Raw genomic sequence first — 15,731 nt, 5'->3', positions numbered from 1 at the left:
TATAAAACCGAGACGTTCATCCTGATATTTAAAAAAAATCAAGTTTTATGCATCTTGTAGTGCATCCCAAAGCTTTAAGGCGTCAACTGTCTCGGGCACATCATGAACTCGAATAATTTGAGCACCTCTGTCTGCAGCCATAATTGCCGCCGCTATGCTCGATGCCACCCGATCATTGGTATCTTTGCCAGTGATTTTCCCCAGCATGGATTTTCTAGATATGCCAGCCAAAACCGGAAATCCAGTAGAGGCAAAACTCTGAAAATGAGCCAACATCTTAATATTGTGCTCCAGGCTTTTACCAAAACCAAAGCCGGGATCAATTGCAATGCGATCTTGATGAATGCCACTTTTTACCAACAAAGCAGCACGTTCATTTAAAAACTGAGTTACCTCAGAAATGACGTCAATATATTCAGGATCAAATTGCATTGTTTGCGGATCGCGCTGCATATGCATTAGTACCAGGCCGCAATTTGAACTTTCTAGAACTGCGTCTAGAGCCCCTTCTTGTCGAAGCGCCCAAATATCGTTTACACAATTAACACCTGCATGCAATGCTTGACGCATCGTTTCAGCTTTATAGGTATCGATTGATAATGGCACACCACAATTCTTTAGAGATTCAATCACAGGTAAAACCCGATCTAGCTCCTCTTGAAGTGACACCGGTTCTGCACCAGGCCTCGTAGACTCACCGCCAATATCAATCAGATCAACGCCGCTTGCAATCATGAGATCTGCCTGGGCGATAGCATCACTGGCAGTTCTGTATTTTCCACCGTCAGAAAATGAATCAGGGGTGGCATTCAATATGCCCATGACAAGAGGTCTCTTGCGTTTACTAAAGTCAAAAAGAAAATGCCCGCAACGCCATGTTGCGGGCAAATCTAACTTGAGCATGAATCTAAATGCTTAGCTATTAGGCAGTAGCAGGTGCATTACCGGCAGCCGGCCCTGGTGTGCCAGCTGAGTTACCAAACTGGGTTGCAGGAGGTGGCAAAGGAGCACGCGGTGGGCGCCCTTCCATAATGTCATTAATCTGCTCTGCGTCAATGGTCTCCCATTCAAGCAAGGCAGCAACCATTGCCTCAACTTTATCCCGGTTTTGTTCCAGAATGGATCTTGCTAATGCATATTGACTATCAATCAATGTCCGAATTTCAGCATCCACTTTTTGTTGAGTCAATTCAGAAACAGTTTTGGAGTTAGTACGACCAAAAATACTCTCTGATTCTGTATCAACATAAACCATGGTACCCAAGCTATCACTCATTCCATAACGAGTCACCATATCGCGCGCCATTTTAGTAGCGCGCTCAAAGTCATTCGAAGCACCGGTACTCATAGAATGCAAAAACACTTCCTCTGCAGCGCGGCCGCCAAACAAAATAGCCAGCTCTTCCAACATACGATCTTTATATAAATTGACCCGATCAAACTCAGGAAGCTGCCAAGTAACACCTAATGCCATACCGCGTGGCATGATCGTCACTTTATGGACAGGATCTGCCTTAGGAAGAACCTTGGCTACAACCGCATGTCCTGACTCGTGATAAGCAGTATTACGACGCTCTTCTTCACGCATCACAGCCGACTTACGCTCAGGGCCCATATAAATCTTGTCCTTAGCGTCTTCAAAATCCCTCATATCAACGGAACGCTTACTACGTCGGGCAGCAAAGAGAGCGGCCTCATTTACGAGGTTGGCTAAATCTGCACCAGAAAATCCAGGGGTACCACGCGCCAATACGGCAGGGTTTACGTCTGGATCAATTGGAACCTTGCGCATGTGAACTTGCAAAATCTGCTCGCGACCACGAATATCAGGCAAGCCAACATGGACTTGTCTATCAAAACGACCCGGTCTGAGCAAGGCTTTATCTAAAACATCTGAGCGATTGGTAGCAGCAACAACAATCACACCGCTATTGCTTTCAAAACCATCCATCTCAACCAACATTTGGTTCAATGTTTGCTCGCGTTCATCATTACCGCCGCCCATACCTGCGCCACGGTGGCGACCTACCGCATCAATCTCATCAATAAAAATGATGCAAGGAGAATTTTTCTTAGCTGTTTCAAACATATCGCGAACGCGTGAAGCACCCACACCAACAAACATCTCAACGAAATCAGAACCTGAGATTGAAAAGAAAGGTACTTTTGCTTCGCCCGCAATGGCTCTAGCCAAAAGGGTTTTACCGGTTCCAGGAGGGCCGACCAGCAATACACCATGTGGAATACGTCCACCCAGCTTCTGAAATTTTTGTGGATCCTTTAAAAAATCGACTAGCTCAGATACTTCTTCTTTGGCTTCATCGCAACCAGCGACATCAGCAAAAGTTACTGTATTGCTATTTTCATCAATCAAGCGTGCTTTGGATTTTCCAAAAGAAAATGCACCGCCTTTACCGCCGCCTTGCATTTGACGCATCATGAAAAACCAGAAACCAATGATGAGCAAAGTAGGTCCGAGATAGTACAAAGCAGATACCAACATATTGGGTTCATCATCTGCTTTACCAGTAACCTGAACACCGTATTTCATCAGATCACCCACCATCCAGATATCGCCCGGAGAAATGATGGAATATTTATTGCCATCAGCTGGAGTTACTTGCAATGTGCGTCCCTGTACATCGACGCGCTTTACCTTGCCAGCTTTGGCATCATCCATGAATTGGGAATACGTGACTTGATTTTGGTCCTTGGGCTTATCGAACTGTTTAAAAACAGTAAAAAGCACCAAGCCCACAATGAGCCAAACACCGATTTTTTGAAACATATTGCTGTTCAAAATGAGTCCTTTTCTGGATTAACCCAGCAGTTAAAGCGAATCGCTACCTAAGTATTTGATTCTACTACCAGCCTTTTTCAAGAGCTAATGGCATTTTTATTTAATAAACCCCCTTTATTTGATGGGTTATTAGCTATTTAAGGGTGTTTATTTAGGGGGTTTTAGGTTTCTTCCTAAGAGAAAGATTTCAGAAGACTTGGCCCTAGAGGCCTTTGGCTTACGTGAAGAGACGGTTTTAAAGACCTTTTTGAAGGATTCCACAATTTGACTGTAGCCACTGCCGTTGAAGCATTTAATCAGCAAGACTCCTTCAGGCTTAAGGTGGGCCGTAGCGAAATCTAAGGCTATTTCGGCTAAAAAGGCCATTCTGGCTGCATCTGCCACGCCCACACCAGATAAATTCGGGGCCATATCCGACAAAACCAAATCCACCTTACCTGCTGCATCATTTGGCAATAACGCTTCAAGAGCGGCAAGCCCCTCGTCTTCCCTGAAATCTCCCTGAATGAAGCTCACATCCGCAATGTCTTCCATCGGCAATATATCAATTGCAATAATGATGCCGTCAGGCTTGCCAGATTCAATTTTGGGATTGGACTTACCCAGCTCGGTTAAACGATTTCGCACATACTGAGACCAGCTGCCCGGAGCACTACCAAGATCAACCACGGTCATCCCGGCTTTAATCAGATGATCTTGCTCGTCTATTTCACTGAGTTTGTATACGGCACGTGCACGATAGCCTTCTTTCTGAGCCATCTTCACGTAAGGATCGGTTAAATGATCCTGCAACCAACTTTTATTAAATTTATTCTTTGCCACAACTTACCCACTTTCGACCTCCATTTTCCTTGTTTCCGCTGCCGATGGCAAAGGAATCTAGCTAAAACAGCTTAAAAACAGTAAATCTAGCTAAATTAAGCCAATCAATGCTCTATCATCGAGCCCATGACAGCTCTCACTATTACCCCAGCGCAACGCAAATCCCTTAAAGCAGATGCTCACGATCTCAGCCCTGTAGTCATGGTTGGAGGCGATGGTCTCACCCCAGCAGTAATTAAGGAAGCTAAGTTAGCCATCGGCCATCATGGCTTAATTAAAGTTCGGGTCTTTGGCGATGATCGCGAATCACGCATTGCCATCTATGAAGAGCTGTGCGATAAATTAAGCGCTGCCCCAGTCCAACATATTGGAAAGCTATTAGTTCTCTGGAAGCCAAAAGATGTGGTCGATGAAGCATTTTCAAATCTAGGTAGATCAAGTAAGCAGACCAAGAAAAGTTTGCAAGCGCCTCGCACCAAACGTCAACCTAATCGCGCACCAGCAAAAGCCGGGATTCGTACCAGCGACTCTGAGAGATCTGATCGTCGCTCTGCCGCGAATAAGTCACCATTTGCAAGGGTGGCGGCAGTCAAATCTGCAACACCCAAGAAACGTGTACTTCGAGCTGATGCCGCAGAATCCAAGATTGGCTGGTCATCACCGGGATATCGCAAGGCAACGGCAGCTCCTGCCCCAATCAAAAAAAGGAAAGTACGAATGAGTAGCACCAAGAAGAAATCGCTCGGCTCTTAATAAAAAGAGTGATGAGGATTGACAAAAAAAACGCCGCTAGTCGGCGTTTTTTAATGTGGATGTACTACTTAATGCTCTTAGTTAAGCGCCAAAGTAAATATATACCCAGCACACTTTGGATTACAAAAACAATACTTGAGGCACCGTGCAATCTAGCGAAGATAGCTGCAGAGGGTGACAGCATGACGGGCATGCCTTGGAGAAGTGCTTCATCACGAAGTGTATTCATCCAAGGAATGAAGATGAATGAAGCCGCCAAGGAACATAAAAGCATGGCAAGTAAAAGCCAGCGTATAAGACGATATTGATTTAGTCCACGATTCACCAATAAATTGGCTAGTACCATGAGTGCAATACAAACCACGGTACTCAATAGTGCTTCCACTCTAAAGACGCTGCCTGCCACCATGCCAGCCACTTGACGATCCGTTAAGGTATTAAAGATAGCAGGAGCTACCAAATATCCGGTAGTTAACAGACTACCCACCCATAGACCCACTACCAATATAAAGAGTCTTTGCGCCCCGACATGATTTGAGGAGCCAACAATCTGCATGGATAGAATCTAAATGAATTAGATGTAGCGAACTGCCAAGATTTCTACTTCACGGTTGCCGCCAGGGGCCTGCACCGATACCACATCACCCTCTTCTTTACCAATTAATGCACGGGCTATTGGAGAGCTAATAGAGATCTTGTTAGAAGCAATGTCAGCTTCATCATCACCAACGATTTGATAGGTAACCTGAGCGCCATCCTCTAAGTCTTCCAAATCTACAGTCGCGCCAAAGACTACTCTTCCGGTGACATCCAATGATGCAGGATCAATAATCTGGGCTGCAGATAACTTACTTTCAAGCTCTTGAATGCGACCTTCGATAAATCCTTGCTTTTCTTTAGCGGCATCATATTCCGCATTTTCTGAAAGATCACCTTGAGCACGAGCTTCAGAGATAGAAACAATGACTGCTGGCCGCTCGACATGCTTAAGACGGTGGAGCTCCTCTTTCAGAAGCTCTGCACCACGTTTGGTAATAGGAATTGTGCTCATGCTACTAACCTAACTTAAATTCTTGCGCACTATTGCGCCTACAAAAGTAAATTTTAGTTTAAATGAGCGTCCGATGTAAATTTTGCAAGGAATAAACCTCTAAAGATTCCTTGTTGCCGTTTTGCGAAGCCAATAGACCATCCATTACCGCCCTAGCAGCGCTAATGGTTGTGTAATAGGTCACGCCATTGGCCTGAGCGCTAGTACGGATGGATCTGGAATCGGCAATTGCGGTGCGGGTTTCATCAACAGTGGTAAATACCAGCGAAATTTCCCTATTTTTAATCAGATCGACAATATGAGGGCGACCATCTTTCACCTTGTTAACCACTCGTACTGGTAAACCCGCCGCCTCAATCGCAGCAGCAGTACCTTTGGTGGCAACCATTGGGAACCCAAGTTGATGCAATAGTTTAGCCACTTCAACTGCCTTAGGTTTATCACTATCTTTCACCGTCAATACCACGGTACCACTCTTGGGTAATTTAATACCTGCACCCAATTGCGATTTAAATAATGCCTCCCCAAAAGTCTTACCAACACCCATGACCTCTCCGGTTGAGCGCATTTCTGGCCCAAGAATAGGATCAATGCCTGGGAATTTATTAAATGGGAAGACAGCTTCCTTGACTGAAAAATAAGGTGGTTTCACTTCTGATTGGATACCTTGTTGATCCAATGATTGCCCTACCATGCAACGCGCAGCAATTTTTGCCAACTGTAAGCCCGTAGCTTTAGAGACAAATGGAACCGTACGTGAAGCGCGCGGATTAACCTCTAAGACATAAATCACATCTTTACCATCCACATTCTGGATAGCAAATTGCACGTTCATTAAGCCAACGACATTTAGGCCCTTAGCCATCGCGGCTGTTTGACGCTTGATCTCTTCAACGGTAGCCTCAGAGAGTGAATATGGTGGCAATGAGCATGCAGAGTCGCCTGAATGAACACCTGCCTGTTCGATGTGCTCCATAACACCGCCAATAAACACCCGCTTGCCATCACTAATGCAATCTACATCACACTCGATTGCATCGTTTAAGAAGCGATCCAAGAGAACTGGTGAGTCATGGGAGACCTTTACGGCTTCACGCATGTAACGTTCGAGATCGCGACCATCATGAACAATCTCCATAGCGCGTCCGCCGAGCACATATGAAGGACGAACAACGAGTGGGTAGCCAATTTCTTCGGCAAGCTTTAGCGCCTCATCTTCAGCACGCGCAGTACGATTTGGCGGTTGACGCAGACCAAGCTCATGTAGCAATTTTTGGAAACGCTCGCGATCTTCAGCAGCATCAATCATGTCAGGAGACGTGCCAATGATAGGGACGCCATTGCGCTCAAGATCCAAGGCTAGTTTCAGCGGGGTTTGGCCTCCATACTGAACAATGACGCCTTTTGGCTTTTCCTTTGCAACAATCTCTAAAACATCTTCTAGTGTCAAAGGCTCAAAATACAGACGATCGGAAGTATCGTAGTCAGTGGAAACGGTTTCTGGGTTGCAGTTCACCATGATGGTTTCATAACCATCATCGCGCATTGCTAAGGCCGCGTGTACACAGCAGTAATCGAACTCAATACCCTGTCCAATACGATTAGGTCCGCCACCCAAAACCATAATTTTATCTTTATTGGAGGGTTGGGATTCACATTCGCCATGCTCAGCTTCATAAGTGGAGTAGAGATAGGCAGTATTAGTTGAAAATTCAGCTGCGCAGGTATCTACACGCTTGTAAACGGGAACCACCTTCAGGCGATGGCGAGCTGCTCGCACAGAGGCTGCATCAACACCGAGTAATTTAGCCAAGCGACGATCGGAAAACCCCTTTTGTTTTACAAAACGAAGTTCTGCGGCAGATAAGCTATCAATCTTTCTTTGCTTAAGCTCGGCTTCCATTGCAACCAGTTCTTCAATTTGCTCCAGGAACCATGGATCGACTTTAGTCTCACTATAGATTTCATCTAAGCCCATTCCCATGCGGAAAGCATCCGCAAGATACCATATGCGATCAGGCCCTGGCTCTCCAATTTCTTGAATGATGTCGTCTAAATCAGTAGAGACTTCATCCAGACCATCAACGCCAACTTCAAGTCCGCGCAAGGCTTTTTGGAAGGATTCCTGGAAGGTACGGCCAATAGCCATCACTTCACCAACGGATTTCATTTGCGTTGTTAAACGGGAATCTGCCTGTGGGAATTTCTCAAAAGCAAAACGCGGGATCTTAGTGACAACGTAATCAATAGATGGCTCAAAAGATGCCGGGGTTGCGCCACCAGTAATATCATTCTTCAACTCATCCAAGGTGTAGCCAACCGCAAGTTTTGCTGCAATTTTGGCGATTGGAAAACCAGTAGCCTTCGATGCTAATGCGGAAGAGCGCGAGACACGCGGATTCATCTCGATGACGATCATACGGCCGTCAACTGGATTAATCGAGAACTGAACGTTTGATCCACCAGTATCAACCCCAATCTCACGGAGAACGGCAATCGATGCGTTACGCATGATTTGATATTCTTTATCAGTCAATGTTTGTGCTGGAGCAACGGTAATAGAGTCGCCGGTATGCACACCCATTGGATCTAAGTTTTCAATAGAGCAAACAATGATGCAGTTGTCATTACGATCACGCACAACTTCCATCTCAAACTCTTTCCAACCCAGCAAGGACTCTTCGATCAGAAGTTCACGAGTTGGCGATAAATCAAGTCCACGTTTGCAGATCTCTTCAAACTCTTCACGGTTATAGGCAATACCGCCACCTGAACCACCCATAGTGAATGAAGGACGGATAACCACTGGGAAACCAGAGCTACCAGCCTCTTGTTGAATACGTTGCTGTACTTCAAGCGCCTCATCCATCGAATGCGCGATACCAGACTTAGCTGAACCAAGACCTATCTTGGTCATCGCTTCCTTAAATTTCTGACGATCTTCTGCTTTATCAATCGCCTCTGGTGAGGCACCGATGAGTTCACAACCGTACTTTTCCAATACGCCGTTGCGATGCAAATCCAGTGCGCAGTTCAATGCAGTTTGTCCGCCCATGGTTGGCAGAATGGCATCTGGCTTTTCAGTAGCGATAATGCGCTCAACCACTTCCCAAGTAATTGGCTCAATGTAAGTTACATCAGCCATCTCTGGATCAGTCATGATGGTCGCAGGATTGCTATTAACCAAAATCACTTTGTAACCTTCGTCACGCAAAGCTTTACAAGCTTGAGCGCCAGAGTAGTCAAACTCACAGGCCTGACCAATCACAATCGGGCCAGCCCCAATGATGAGAATACTTTGAATGTCGCTACGCTTAGGCATTATTTGCCCTCCTTCTTGGTGGCTTTCGCGGCATTCATTAAGTCCACAAATCGATCAAATAAATAGGCCACATCATGCGGTCCAGGCGAAGCCTCCGGATGACCTTGAAAACAGAGGGCAGGCTTATCCTTCCAAGCTAGACCTTGTAACGAGCCATCAAATAATGACACATGAGTAACGCGAATATTGTCTGGCAAAGTATTTGCATCGACTGCAAAACCATGATTTTGAGAAGTTATGGCTACACGACCAGTATCTAAATCTTTAACTGGGTGATTTCCGCCATGATGACCAAATTTCATCTTCAGTGTTTTAGCGCCCGCAGCTAGACCCATAATTTGATGGCCCAAGCAAATACCAAATGTTGGCACTCCCTTAGCAATAATTTCTTTTGCGGCAGCAATGGCATAGTCGCAGGGTTCGGGATCACCAGGGCCGTTTGATAAAAAGACGCCATCTGGATTCATAGCCAACACCTCTGCTGCGCTCGTTTGCGCAGGGACAACTGTGATCTCACAGCCACGCTCTGTGAGCATTCGCAATATATTCCGCTTCACACCAAAGTCATAGGCAACAACTTTTTTAACTGGCTTACTGCTGTCAAGAGTTCTATAAGCTGGCTTACCATCGGGACCATGCAAATCCCACTCAGCCTCACGCCACTCATATGGTTTTTTTGTAGTAACTACTTTAGCGAGGTCTAAACCCGCCATACCAGGGAAGGCCTTAGCTAATTCCAATGCTTTCTTAGCCAATACTTCGTAATCATCACCTAATTTGCCCGCAACGATAGCGCCGGATTGGGCGCCCTTATCACGTAGGATTCGCGTTAGCTTGCGAGTATCGATCCCTGCAATACCCAGTACACCAGCTTTTGCTAGATATGTATCAAGGGACTCTTCGGAGCGAAAATTAGAGACGCGTTTTGGTAAATCTTTAATGACCAAACCAGCAGCATGAACCTGATCAGACTCCGCATCTTGAGCATTAACGCCAACATTACCAATATGAGGATAAGTTAAGGTAACAATCTGACGACAGTAACTAGGATCGGTGATGATCTCTTGATAGCCAGTTAATGCAGTATTGAAAACAACTTCTCCAGCAGTTTCGCCAGGGGCGCCAATGCTTAAACCGGGAAATAAGGTGCCGTCGGCTAAAGCCAACACAGCGGGAGGAAAAGAAGGAAGCAAGGGTGACAAACCATCTCCAGTCCCTGCTCCATCCGACGCTCAAAACCCCCAATAAGACCAACCCGAGGCTTGTTTATGCGGGAGGTGAGTGTCTTTAAGCGCTAGGGTATTTAATAAGTTTCGAACCTTGCAATGATACCAGTTTTGCTCGTAAACCCTTAAATACCCAGCAATTGGCCCTCTGAGGGCAATTCCCTCCTCCGGCCTTTATCAGAGGTGAATAACTATCTAGGCCTGAGCACCCCGCTCAATGATGGTCTTTATTTGGGCTAGAACGGTCTGGTCTTCCATGGTGCTGATATCACCAGGATCACGACCTTCAGCTACGGCCTGTAAAGCACGACGCACAATCTTGCCGGAACGCGTTTTAGGCAATGCCGTCACAACATAGACCCGCCCAGGACGCGCAATGGCCCCTAACTGACTATCCACAGTTTTCATGCACTCTTTCTCAAGATTTTCAGCATTGGCAGAATCTTTAGGAATCACAAATGCAATTGCAGCCTGTCCTTTAAGCTTATCCTCAATACCAACCACGGCAACTTCAGAGATGTTGGGATGACTAGAAATGCTCTCCTCAATTTCTCTTGTACCCAGACGATGGCCAGCAACGTTGATTACGTCATCAGTACGGCCCAAGATGAAGAAGTAGCCATCTTTGTCTTTGATACCCCAGTCAAACGTTGAATAAATCAATTTACCCGGAATCGTTTCCCAATAAGTACTAACGAAGCGCTTGTCATCACCCCAAACTGTTTGCATGCAGCCTGGAGGCAATGGTCCTTCGATCGCTATAACTCCTTTTTGATCTGGGCCCAACTCTGCTGAGCTAGCGTCATCAAGCAACTTCATGTTGTAACCAAAAGAGGGAACGCCTGGTGAGCCAAATTTATGCGGCATGACTTCAACGCCCCTCTGAATTGCAAGCATTGGCCAGCCAGTTTCTGTTTGCCAGTAGTTATCCACAATGGGCTTTTTAATCGCATCATGAATCCAAGAGGCAGTAGGTTCGTCTAGTGGCTCGCCGGCGAGGAATAACGCTCGTAATGAAGAAAGGTCATGCTTAGTTAAGAAAGCTGGGTCTTGTTTCTTTAAGACACGCACTGCAGTAGGCGCGGAAAACATCACAGACACTTTGTATTTTTCTACTAGCTCCCACCAAATTCCAGCGTCTGGCCTTAGCGGCGTACCTTCATACATGATGGTCGCCATACCACTAAGTAACGGCGCGTAAATAATATAGCTATGACCCACTACCCAACCAATATCAGAAGTACAGAACATGGTCTCACCAGCTTGACCGGTAAAAATATGTTTCATGGATGAGGCTAAAGCTACTGCATAACCACCAGTATCCCTTTGCACGCCCTTCGGCTTGCCTGTAGTACCTGAGGTATACAAAATATAAGAAGGATGAGTTGCATCAACCCACTCAATCGGAACAATATCGTTCAAATGTTTTTGGCGCTCTACTGCATAGTCCAAATCGCGACCTGCAACGGTGGTGTACTCAGTTAAACCACGATTAACAATTAATACTTTTTCAGGTTTGTAGCTTGCTAGAGTAATAGCCTCATCCAGTAAAGGCTTATATGGAACTGCCTTACCGCCCCGAGCACCTGCCTCAGCACAAACAATCATTTTAGGTTTTGCATCATCAATACGCGAAGCCAAACTATGAGAGGCAAATCCACCAAAGACGACCGAGTGAATAGCACCAATTCGTGCGCAGGCCAACATTGCAAAACTGGCTTCAGCAATCATTGGCATGTAAATGAGAACCCGATCGCCTTTTTGAATGCCGTTGGCTTTATAAATGGCGGCCATACGATTGACTTCTTCGTAGAGCTCTTTATAGGTATAAGCTTTTTCTTGGTTCGTTTCTGTAGAAACAGCAACTAAAGCAATCTGATTTGGTCGCTCTGCAGCGTGTCGATCAACAGCGTTGTAGCAAAGATTAGTGAGGCCACCCTCGAACCATTTTGCAAACGGAGGATTGTCGTAATTCAGTACTTTGTTGAAAGGCTTTTCCCAGTGTATTAACTTGGATTGCTCACCCCAGAAACCATCTGGATCTTGAATTGAGCGTTCGTGATGTGCTTTATAGGACATGTTCTACCTAAATAAAAGTGACTGAAATTACTGTTTTACGCTTACCCCTTTATTGCTAGGGTTAGCTGAACTACCATTTTTCGCAGATTTTGCAAGCCCTGTCGATGCGGATTTATGCTGAGATGCAGCATTTTTTTGAGGAGAATTACCCTTAGAAGAGCCCTTATCAACAGTCTTCACCTGTTTTTGGGGAGCGCATTTGCTTGCTTGGGTCGATTTTGATCCAGCAGCGACCTTAGCTGGCTTGGCGCACTTATTGGGCGGCGGCGGTGGAGGCGGCTTTTCCAAACTCAAACTGGCATTGTCAGCCAAGGTTGTTGGTACATCACCTGACCTATTGCTCGTTTTAGGTATCAGAACCGTTGAGCCCGCTTTAATGCGCATCCCCCGTGGAATACCATTAATGTCTCTAAGCGTATCCGAATCAACCCCTAAGGTCTTGGCTGCCTGATCAAGACTTTCTGTTTTACTAACTTTGACTGCCGTCCATGATGACAGTGGCTTAGTGTAGTTTTTTAAGTTGTCCTGGAATATTTCAGCATGTGCGTAGGGAAGTAATATTTGCTGGTTAGCATTACTTAAAATCACCGGCTTATTAAATGATGGATTCAGATTATGAAATTCTTCTGAAGGAATTTCGGCAAGTTTAATTACCAAGGCCACATCAATATCATTACCAACATCTAATGCTACAAAGTAAGGATGGTTTTCTAGCTGAGGCAAAACAATGCCATATGCACTGGGATCCAAAACAATTTGACGGTAAGCCATCAACTTAGGAACATATTGCCGAGTTTCCTTAGGCATCGTCAGACTCTCATAGTCCGTTGGAAGTCCAGCAGCAATATTGCGTTTTTGCGCCTTTGCGACATTACCTGCACCCCAGTTATAGGCTGCTAAAGCTAGCTCCCAACTACCGAATTGATTTTGTAAGCGCTGTAAATAATCTAGTGCGGCATCGGTCGATTGCACTACATCTCTTCGCTCGTCTCTGAAAACATTTTGAGTTAAGCGAAAATCCTTTCCTGTGGCGGGCATAAATTGCCACAAGCCAACTGCTTTAGCACTGGATTTTGCGTTGGTTACAAAAGCACTCTCAACAAATGGTAGAAGCGCAATCTCGGTTGGCATATTGCGAGCGTTGACTTCTTGAACAATGTAAAAGAGGTATCGTGACGAACGTGCCATTGAGCGATGAACATAATCCGGACGAGCGCTTAACCAACGAACTTGTTCAATTTCTAGAGGACTATTCATTGGCTCCATCTGAAAGCCATCCCGAATGCGGAGCCACAAATTATCCGACGGCGCATAAACCTTACTTACGGACTGACTCTGTAAGTTGACTCGCGTCGCCTTTGAAGCATTTGGATTTTCCTTGGTTGGCGTATCAGATGACCAATCTCCTTTGCTTGCACATCCGCTCAGTAGTGCAAGAAATACAAACGTCACATAAATCAAACGCATTAGAAGCGATCTTTCCAGGCTCTGATTGCAGCCAACACATGAGCTGGACTTGGCAAATCTTGTTGTCCTGAAATCGTTTTTGCTGCTGCAATGACTTCAGGCTGATCACAACGCATAAATGGATTGACCTGTAGCTCTTGGCCAATGGTAGTCGGCAAGGTAGGCTTATCTTGATCACGCAATGCTTGGGCTTTTTCAGCCCACGCAATTAAATTACTGTTGTTAGGCTCTACCGCAAGCGCAAAGCGAATATTTGATAAGGTGTATTCATGTGTGCAGTAAACCAAAGTGTTTTTAGGTAATGCCGCAAATTTTGCAAGGGACTGACTCATCTGTGTCGGCGTACCCTCAAATAGTCTTCCACAACCTGAAGCGAATAAAGTATCCCCGCAAAACAACATGGGCTCAACTACGTTGGCCTGCATATTAGCGAAGTAAGCAATGTGCCCCAAAGTATGTCCAGGCACTTCAAGTACTTTTAAGCTAATCCTTGGGCTCGCAATTTCTACCTTGTCACCCTCTACGAGAGCTTGAGTCCGTCCAGGAATCTCATTGTTGAGTGGGCCGTACACTGGTATTGCAGGTCCGAAAGTGTTCAATAACTCTAAAATTCCACCAGTATGGTCTGCATGATGGTGTGTAATCAGAATGCCGGTAAGCGCTAATTTTTGCTTCTCTAGGTATTGCAAAGCAGGGCTTGCCTCACCTGGATCCACCAGGAGTGCTGATACCCCATCATGGATACACCAGATGTAATTGTCATCAAATGCCGGTATGGGCCAAACTTGCAATAAAGTATTCTTATCCATAAGCCCATGATACCAACCCCTCCTACCCCAATTCAGTCGCCCGCGCCTCCTTGGAGCTCTTGGGAGAGATGGCTGCAGTCTCCCCCTGGTCAATATGTCCTCAAATGGGAGCAATCCTGCTTTGATCAGATTGTGGATAACGTCTTTGGCTTTCATGCCGTGCAAATTGGTTTACCCCAAATCAATTCCCTGCGTGAAAACCGCATGCCTCTTCAAGCCATATTGGTTCATTCAAATGACAACAGCATGCTGAACTCAAACTCGAGTTGGCATTACATCGAAGGTGAAAGTTCAGAGCTCCCATTTGCTAGTGAAAGTATTGATCTCATTGTTCTCCCTCACGTTCTAGAATTTGCTGCAGATCCTCATCAAATCCTTCGGGAAGTTGACAGAGTGCTCCGCCCCGAGGGGCGCTTGGTTATATCTGGCTTTAATCCGGCAAGCCTTTGGGGGGCTCGTCAATATATTAGTAGACTGATAGGCAGCCCCTATTTGCCGAGAGATGGGCAGTTCATTAGCCTAATTCGGATTAAAGACTGGCTCCAATTACTGAACTTTTCACTCGATCGTGGTCATTTTGGCTGCTACAAACTCCCCCTGCAAGGCCAAGGTATCTCCCGAATGGATTTCCTAGAGCCTATGGGTAACCGCTGGTGGCCTATATTCGGGGCTATTTTTGTAGTTTCCGCCATCAAGCGTCACCAGGGTATTCGCCTTGTGGGTCAGATCCAAACTAGCCTAATTCCTAAGATTGCCCCCCTGAGCCCTGCGGCGGAGCGCGGCAAGCTCAATAAAGACCCATTACAGTAAAGCTATGTCACAAACTAGCCACGAGCACTCCCACCCCCACATCGTGATCTTCACAGATGGTGCATGTAAAGGAAATCCTGGTCCTGGAGGCTGGGGAGCGGTCTTACGATCAGGGGAACATGAGAAACATCTGCATGGCGGAGAAAAACATACCACCAATAATCGGATGGAAATCAGTGCCGTTATCTTCGCCCTTCGAGCACTTAAACAGCGAAGCTCCGTTGAGTTATGGACCGACTCCCAGTATGTTCAAAAAGGGGTGACTGAATGGCTGGAAGGCTGGAAAAAACGAGGTTGGAAGACGGCTAGCAAGGATCCGGTCAAAAACGCTGACTTATGGCAAGAATTAGATGCCCTATTGCCTGATCATGACATCTCTTGGCATTGGGTCCGTGGTCATAACGGGCACCCTGGAAATGAGCTGGCCGATCTGCTTGCCAACAAGGGTGTAGAAGAGTTTTTACCCTAGAGGCAATTAAGCCTAGGAGAACTCATTTTTACCCCTCTTATGAGAGAATGCACTGGCAATCCAGTGAGCAGAAACCCCATTAGAATCCTAAAAAACCAAGAAAAACGAGACCGTGTCAAAAAT

The 15,731-nt window shown here is 45.9% G+C and carries 13 protein-coding genes; 3 read left to right on the top strand and 10 right to left on the bottom strand.

The features are described from left to right. Positions 1–45 precede the first annotated feature (45 nt). The 3 genes from folP to ICN41_RS10665 all read right to left on the bottom strand — a co-directional run bounded on the left by folP (position 46) and on the right by ICN41_RS10665 (position 3,622). Positions 46–903 (bottom strand): dihydropteroate synthase, encoded by an 858-nt coding sequence (gene folP / locus ICN41_RS10675; protein WP_216292905.1) that lies wholly within the window; start codon positions 901–903, stop codon positions 46–48. Between the two features lie 19 nt (positions 904–922). Beyond that, the gene (ftsH, locus tag ICN41_RS10670) at positions 923–2,800 is read right to left on the bottom strand and encodes an ATP-dependent zinc metalloprotease FtsH (RefSeq protein WP_216292904.1); all 1,878 of its coding nucleotides are present in this window, start codon (positions 2,798–2,800) and stop codon (positions 923–925) included. A 147-nt stretch (positions 2,801–2,947) separates the two neighbouring features. Continuing rightward, positions 2,948–3,622 (bottom strand): RlmE family RNA methyltransferase, encoded by a 675-nt coding sequence (locus ICN41_RS10665; RefSeq protein WP_216292903.1) that lies wholly within the window; start codon positions 3,620–3,622, stop codon positions 2,948–2,950. Between the two features lie 126 nt (positions 3,623–3,748). Between ICN41_RS10665 and ICN41_RS10660 the strand changes: the two genes are divergently transcribed. Then, positions 3,749–4,375, top strand: a complete 627-nt coding sequence (locus ICN41_RS10660) for a YhbY family RNA-binding protein (protein ID WP_216292902.1) — start codon at positions 3,749–3,751, stop codon at positions 4,373–4,375. A gap of 64 nt (positions 4,376–4,439) precedes the next feature. Here the strand turns inward: ICN41_RS10660 and ICN41_RS10655 are convergent, their stop codons facing one another. The 7 genes from ICN41_RS10655 to gloB all read right to left on the bottom strand — a co-directional run bounded on the left by ICN41_RS10655 (position 4,440) and on the right by gloB (position 14,329). Beyond that, positions 4,440–4,931 (bottom strand): DUF4149 domain-containing protein, encoded by a 492-nt coding sequence (locus ICN41_RS10655; protein ID WP_216292901.1) that lies wholly within the window; start codon positions 4,929–4,931, stop codon positions 4,440–4,442. Positions 4,932–4,949: 18 nt separating this feature from the next. Further along, positions 4,950–5,426 carry a transcription elongation factor GreA gene (gene greA / locus ICN41_RS10650; protein ID WP_216292900.1) on the bottom strand — a complete coding sequence of 159 codons (477 nt, stop codon included), beginning with the start codon at positions 5,424–5,426 and terminating at the stop codon, positions 4,950–4,952. Between the two features lie 58 nt (positions 5,427–5,484). Further along, the gene (gene carB / locus ICN41_RS10645; protein WP_216292899.1) at positions 5,485–8,748 is read right to left on the bottom strand and encodes a carbamoyl-phosphate synthase large subunit; all 3,264 of its coding nucleotides are present in this window, start codon (positions 8,746–8,748) and stop codon (positions 5,485–5,487) included. Then, complete coding sequence (gene carA, locus ICN41_RS10640; RefSeq protein ID WP_216292966.1) at positions 8,748–9,941, bottom strand: glutamine-hydrolyzing carbamoyl-phosphate synthase small subunit; 1,194 nt, start codon at positions 9,939–9,941, stop codon at positions 8,748–8,750. Before carA ends, carB begins: the two co-directional genes overlap by 1 nt. 228 nt (positions 9,942–10,169) lie before the next feature. Next, on the bottom strand, positions 10,170–12,053 hold the full coding sequence (locus tag ICN41_RS10635) for a propionate--CoA ligase (RefSeq protein WP_216292898.1): 1,884 nt from the start codon (positions 12,051–12,053) through the stop codon (positions 10,170–10,172). Between the two features lie 27 nt (positions 12,054–12,080). Beyond that, a complete protein-coding gene (locus tag ICN41_RS10630; protein WP_216292897.1) occupies positions 12,081–13,520 on the bottom strand; it encodes a transglycosylase SLT domain-containing protein in 1,440 nt (479 codons plus the stop codon). Continuing rightward, positions 13,520–14,329, bottom strand: coding sequence for a hydroxyacylglutathione hydrolase (gene gloB, locus ICN41_RS10625; RefSeq protein ID WP_216292896.1), 810 nt, complete (start codon positions 14,327–14,329; stop codon positions 13,520–13,522). Before gloB ends, ICN41_RS10630 begins: the two co-directional genes overlap by 1 nt. A 6-nt stretch (positions 14,330–14,335) precedes the next feature. Between gloB and ICN41_RS10620 the strand changes: the two genes are divergently transcribed. Both ICN41_RS10620 and rnhA read left to right on the top strand, forming a co-directional pair. Further along, complete coding sequence (locus tag ICN41_RS10620; RefSeq protein WP_216292895.1) at positions 14,336–15,139, top strand: class I SAM-dependent methyltransferase; 804 nt, start codon at positions 14,336–14,338, stop codon at positions 15,137–15,139. 4 nt (positions 15,140–15,143) lie between these two features. Next, entirely contained in the window at positions 15,144–15,608 is a 465-nt protein-coding gene (rnhA, locus tag ICN41_RS10615) for a ribonuclease HI (protein ID WP_216292894.1), read from the top strand. The last annotated feature ends 123 nt before the right edge of the window (positions 15,609–15,731 follow it).

The sequence above is a fragment of the Polynucleobacter sp. 15G-AUS-farblos genome (genome assembly GCF_018882445.1).
In the GTDB taxonomy this organism is placed as follows: Bacteria; Pseudomonadota; Gammaproteobacteria; order Burkholderiales; family Burkholderiaceae; genus Polynucleobacter.
The sequence above is the reverse complement of the archived record's forward strand: the minus strand, read 5'-3'. Positions and strand labels throughout refer to the sequence as shown.

Excerpts from the sequence above, each read along its gene's own strand:
- folP (WP_216292905.1), bottom strand. The coding sequence starts at position 903 with ATGCTCAAGTTAGATTTGCCCGCAACATGGCGTTGCGGGCATTTTCTT.
- ICN41_RS10660 (WP_216292902.1), top strand. The coding sequence starts at position 3,749 with ATGACAGCTCTCACTATTACCCCAGCGCAACGCAAATCCCTTAAAGCA.
- ICN41_RS10655 (WP_216292901.1), bottom strand. The coding sequence starts at position 4,931 with ATGCAGATTGTTGGCTCCTCAAATCATGTCGGGGCGCAAAGACTCTTT.
- greA (WP_216292900.1), bottom strand. The coding sequence starts at position 5,426 with ATGAGCACAATTCCTATTACCAAACGTGGTGCAGAGCTTCTGAAAGAG.
- carB (WP_216292899.1), bottom strand. The coding sequence starts at position 8,748 with ATGCCTAAGCGTAGCGACATTCAAAGTATTCTCATCATTGGGGCTGGC.
- ICN41_RS10635 (WP_216292898.1), bottom strand. The coding sequence starts at position 12,053 with ATGTCCTATAAAGCACATCACGAACGCTCAATTCAAGATCCAGATGGT.
- ICN41_RS10630 (WP_216292897.1), bottom strand. The coding sequence starts at position 13,520 with ATGCGTTTGATTTATGTGACGTTTGTATTTCTTGCACTACTGAGCGGA.
- gloB (WP_216292896.1), bottom strand. The coding sequence starts at position 14,329 with ATGGATAAGAATACTTTATTGCAAGTTTGGCCCATACCGGCATTTGAT.
- ICN41_RS10620 (WP_216292895.1), top strand. The coding sequence starts at position 14,336 with ATGATACCAACCCCTCCTACCCCAATTCAGTCGCCCGCGCCTCCTTGG.
- rnhA (WP_216292894.1), top strand. The coding sequence starts at position 15,144 with ATGTCACAAACTAGCCACGAGCACTCCCACCCCCACATCGTGATCTTC.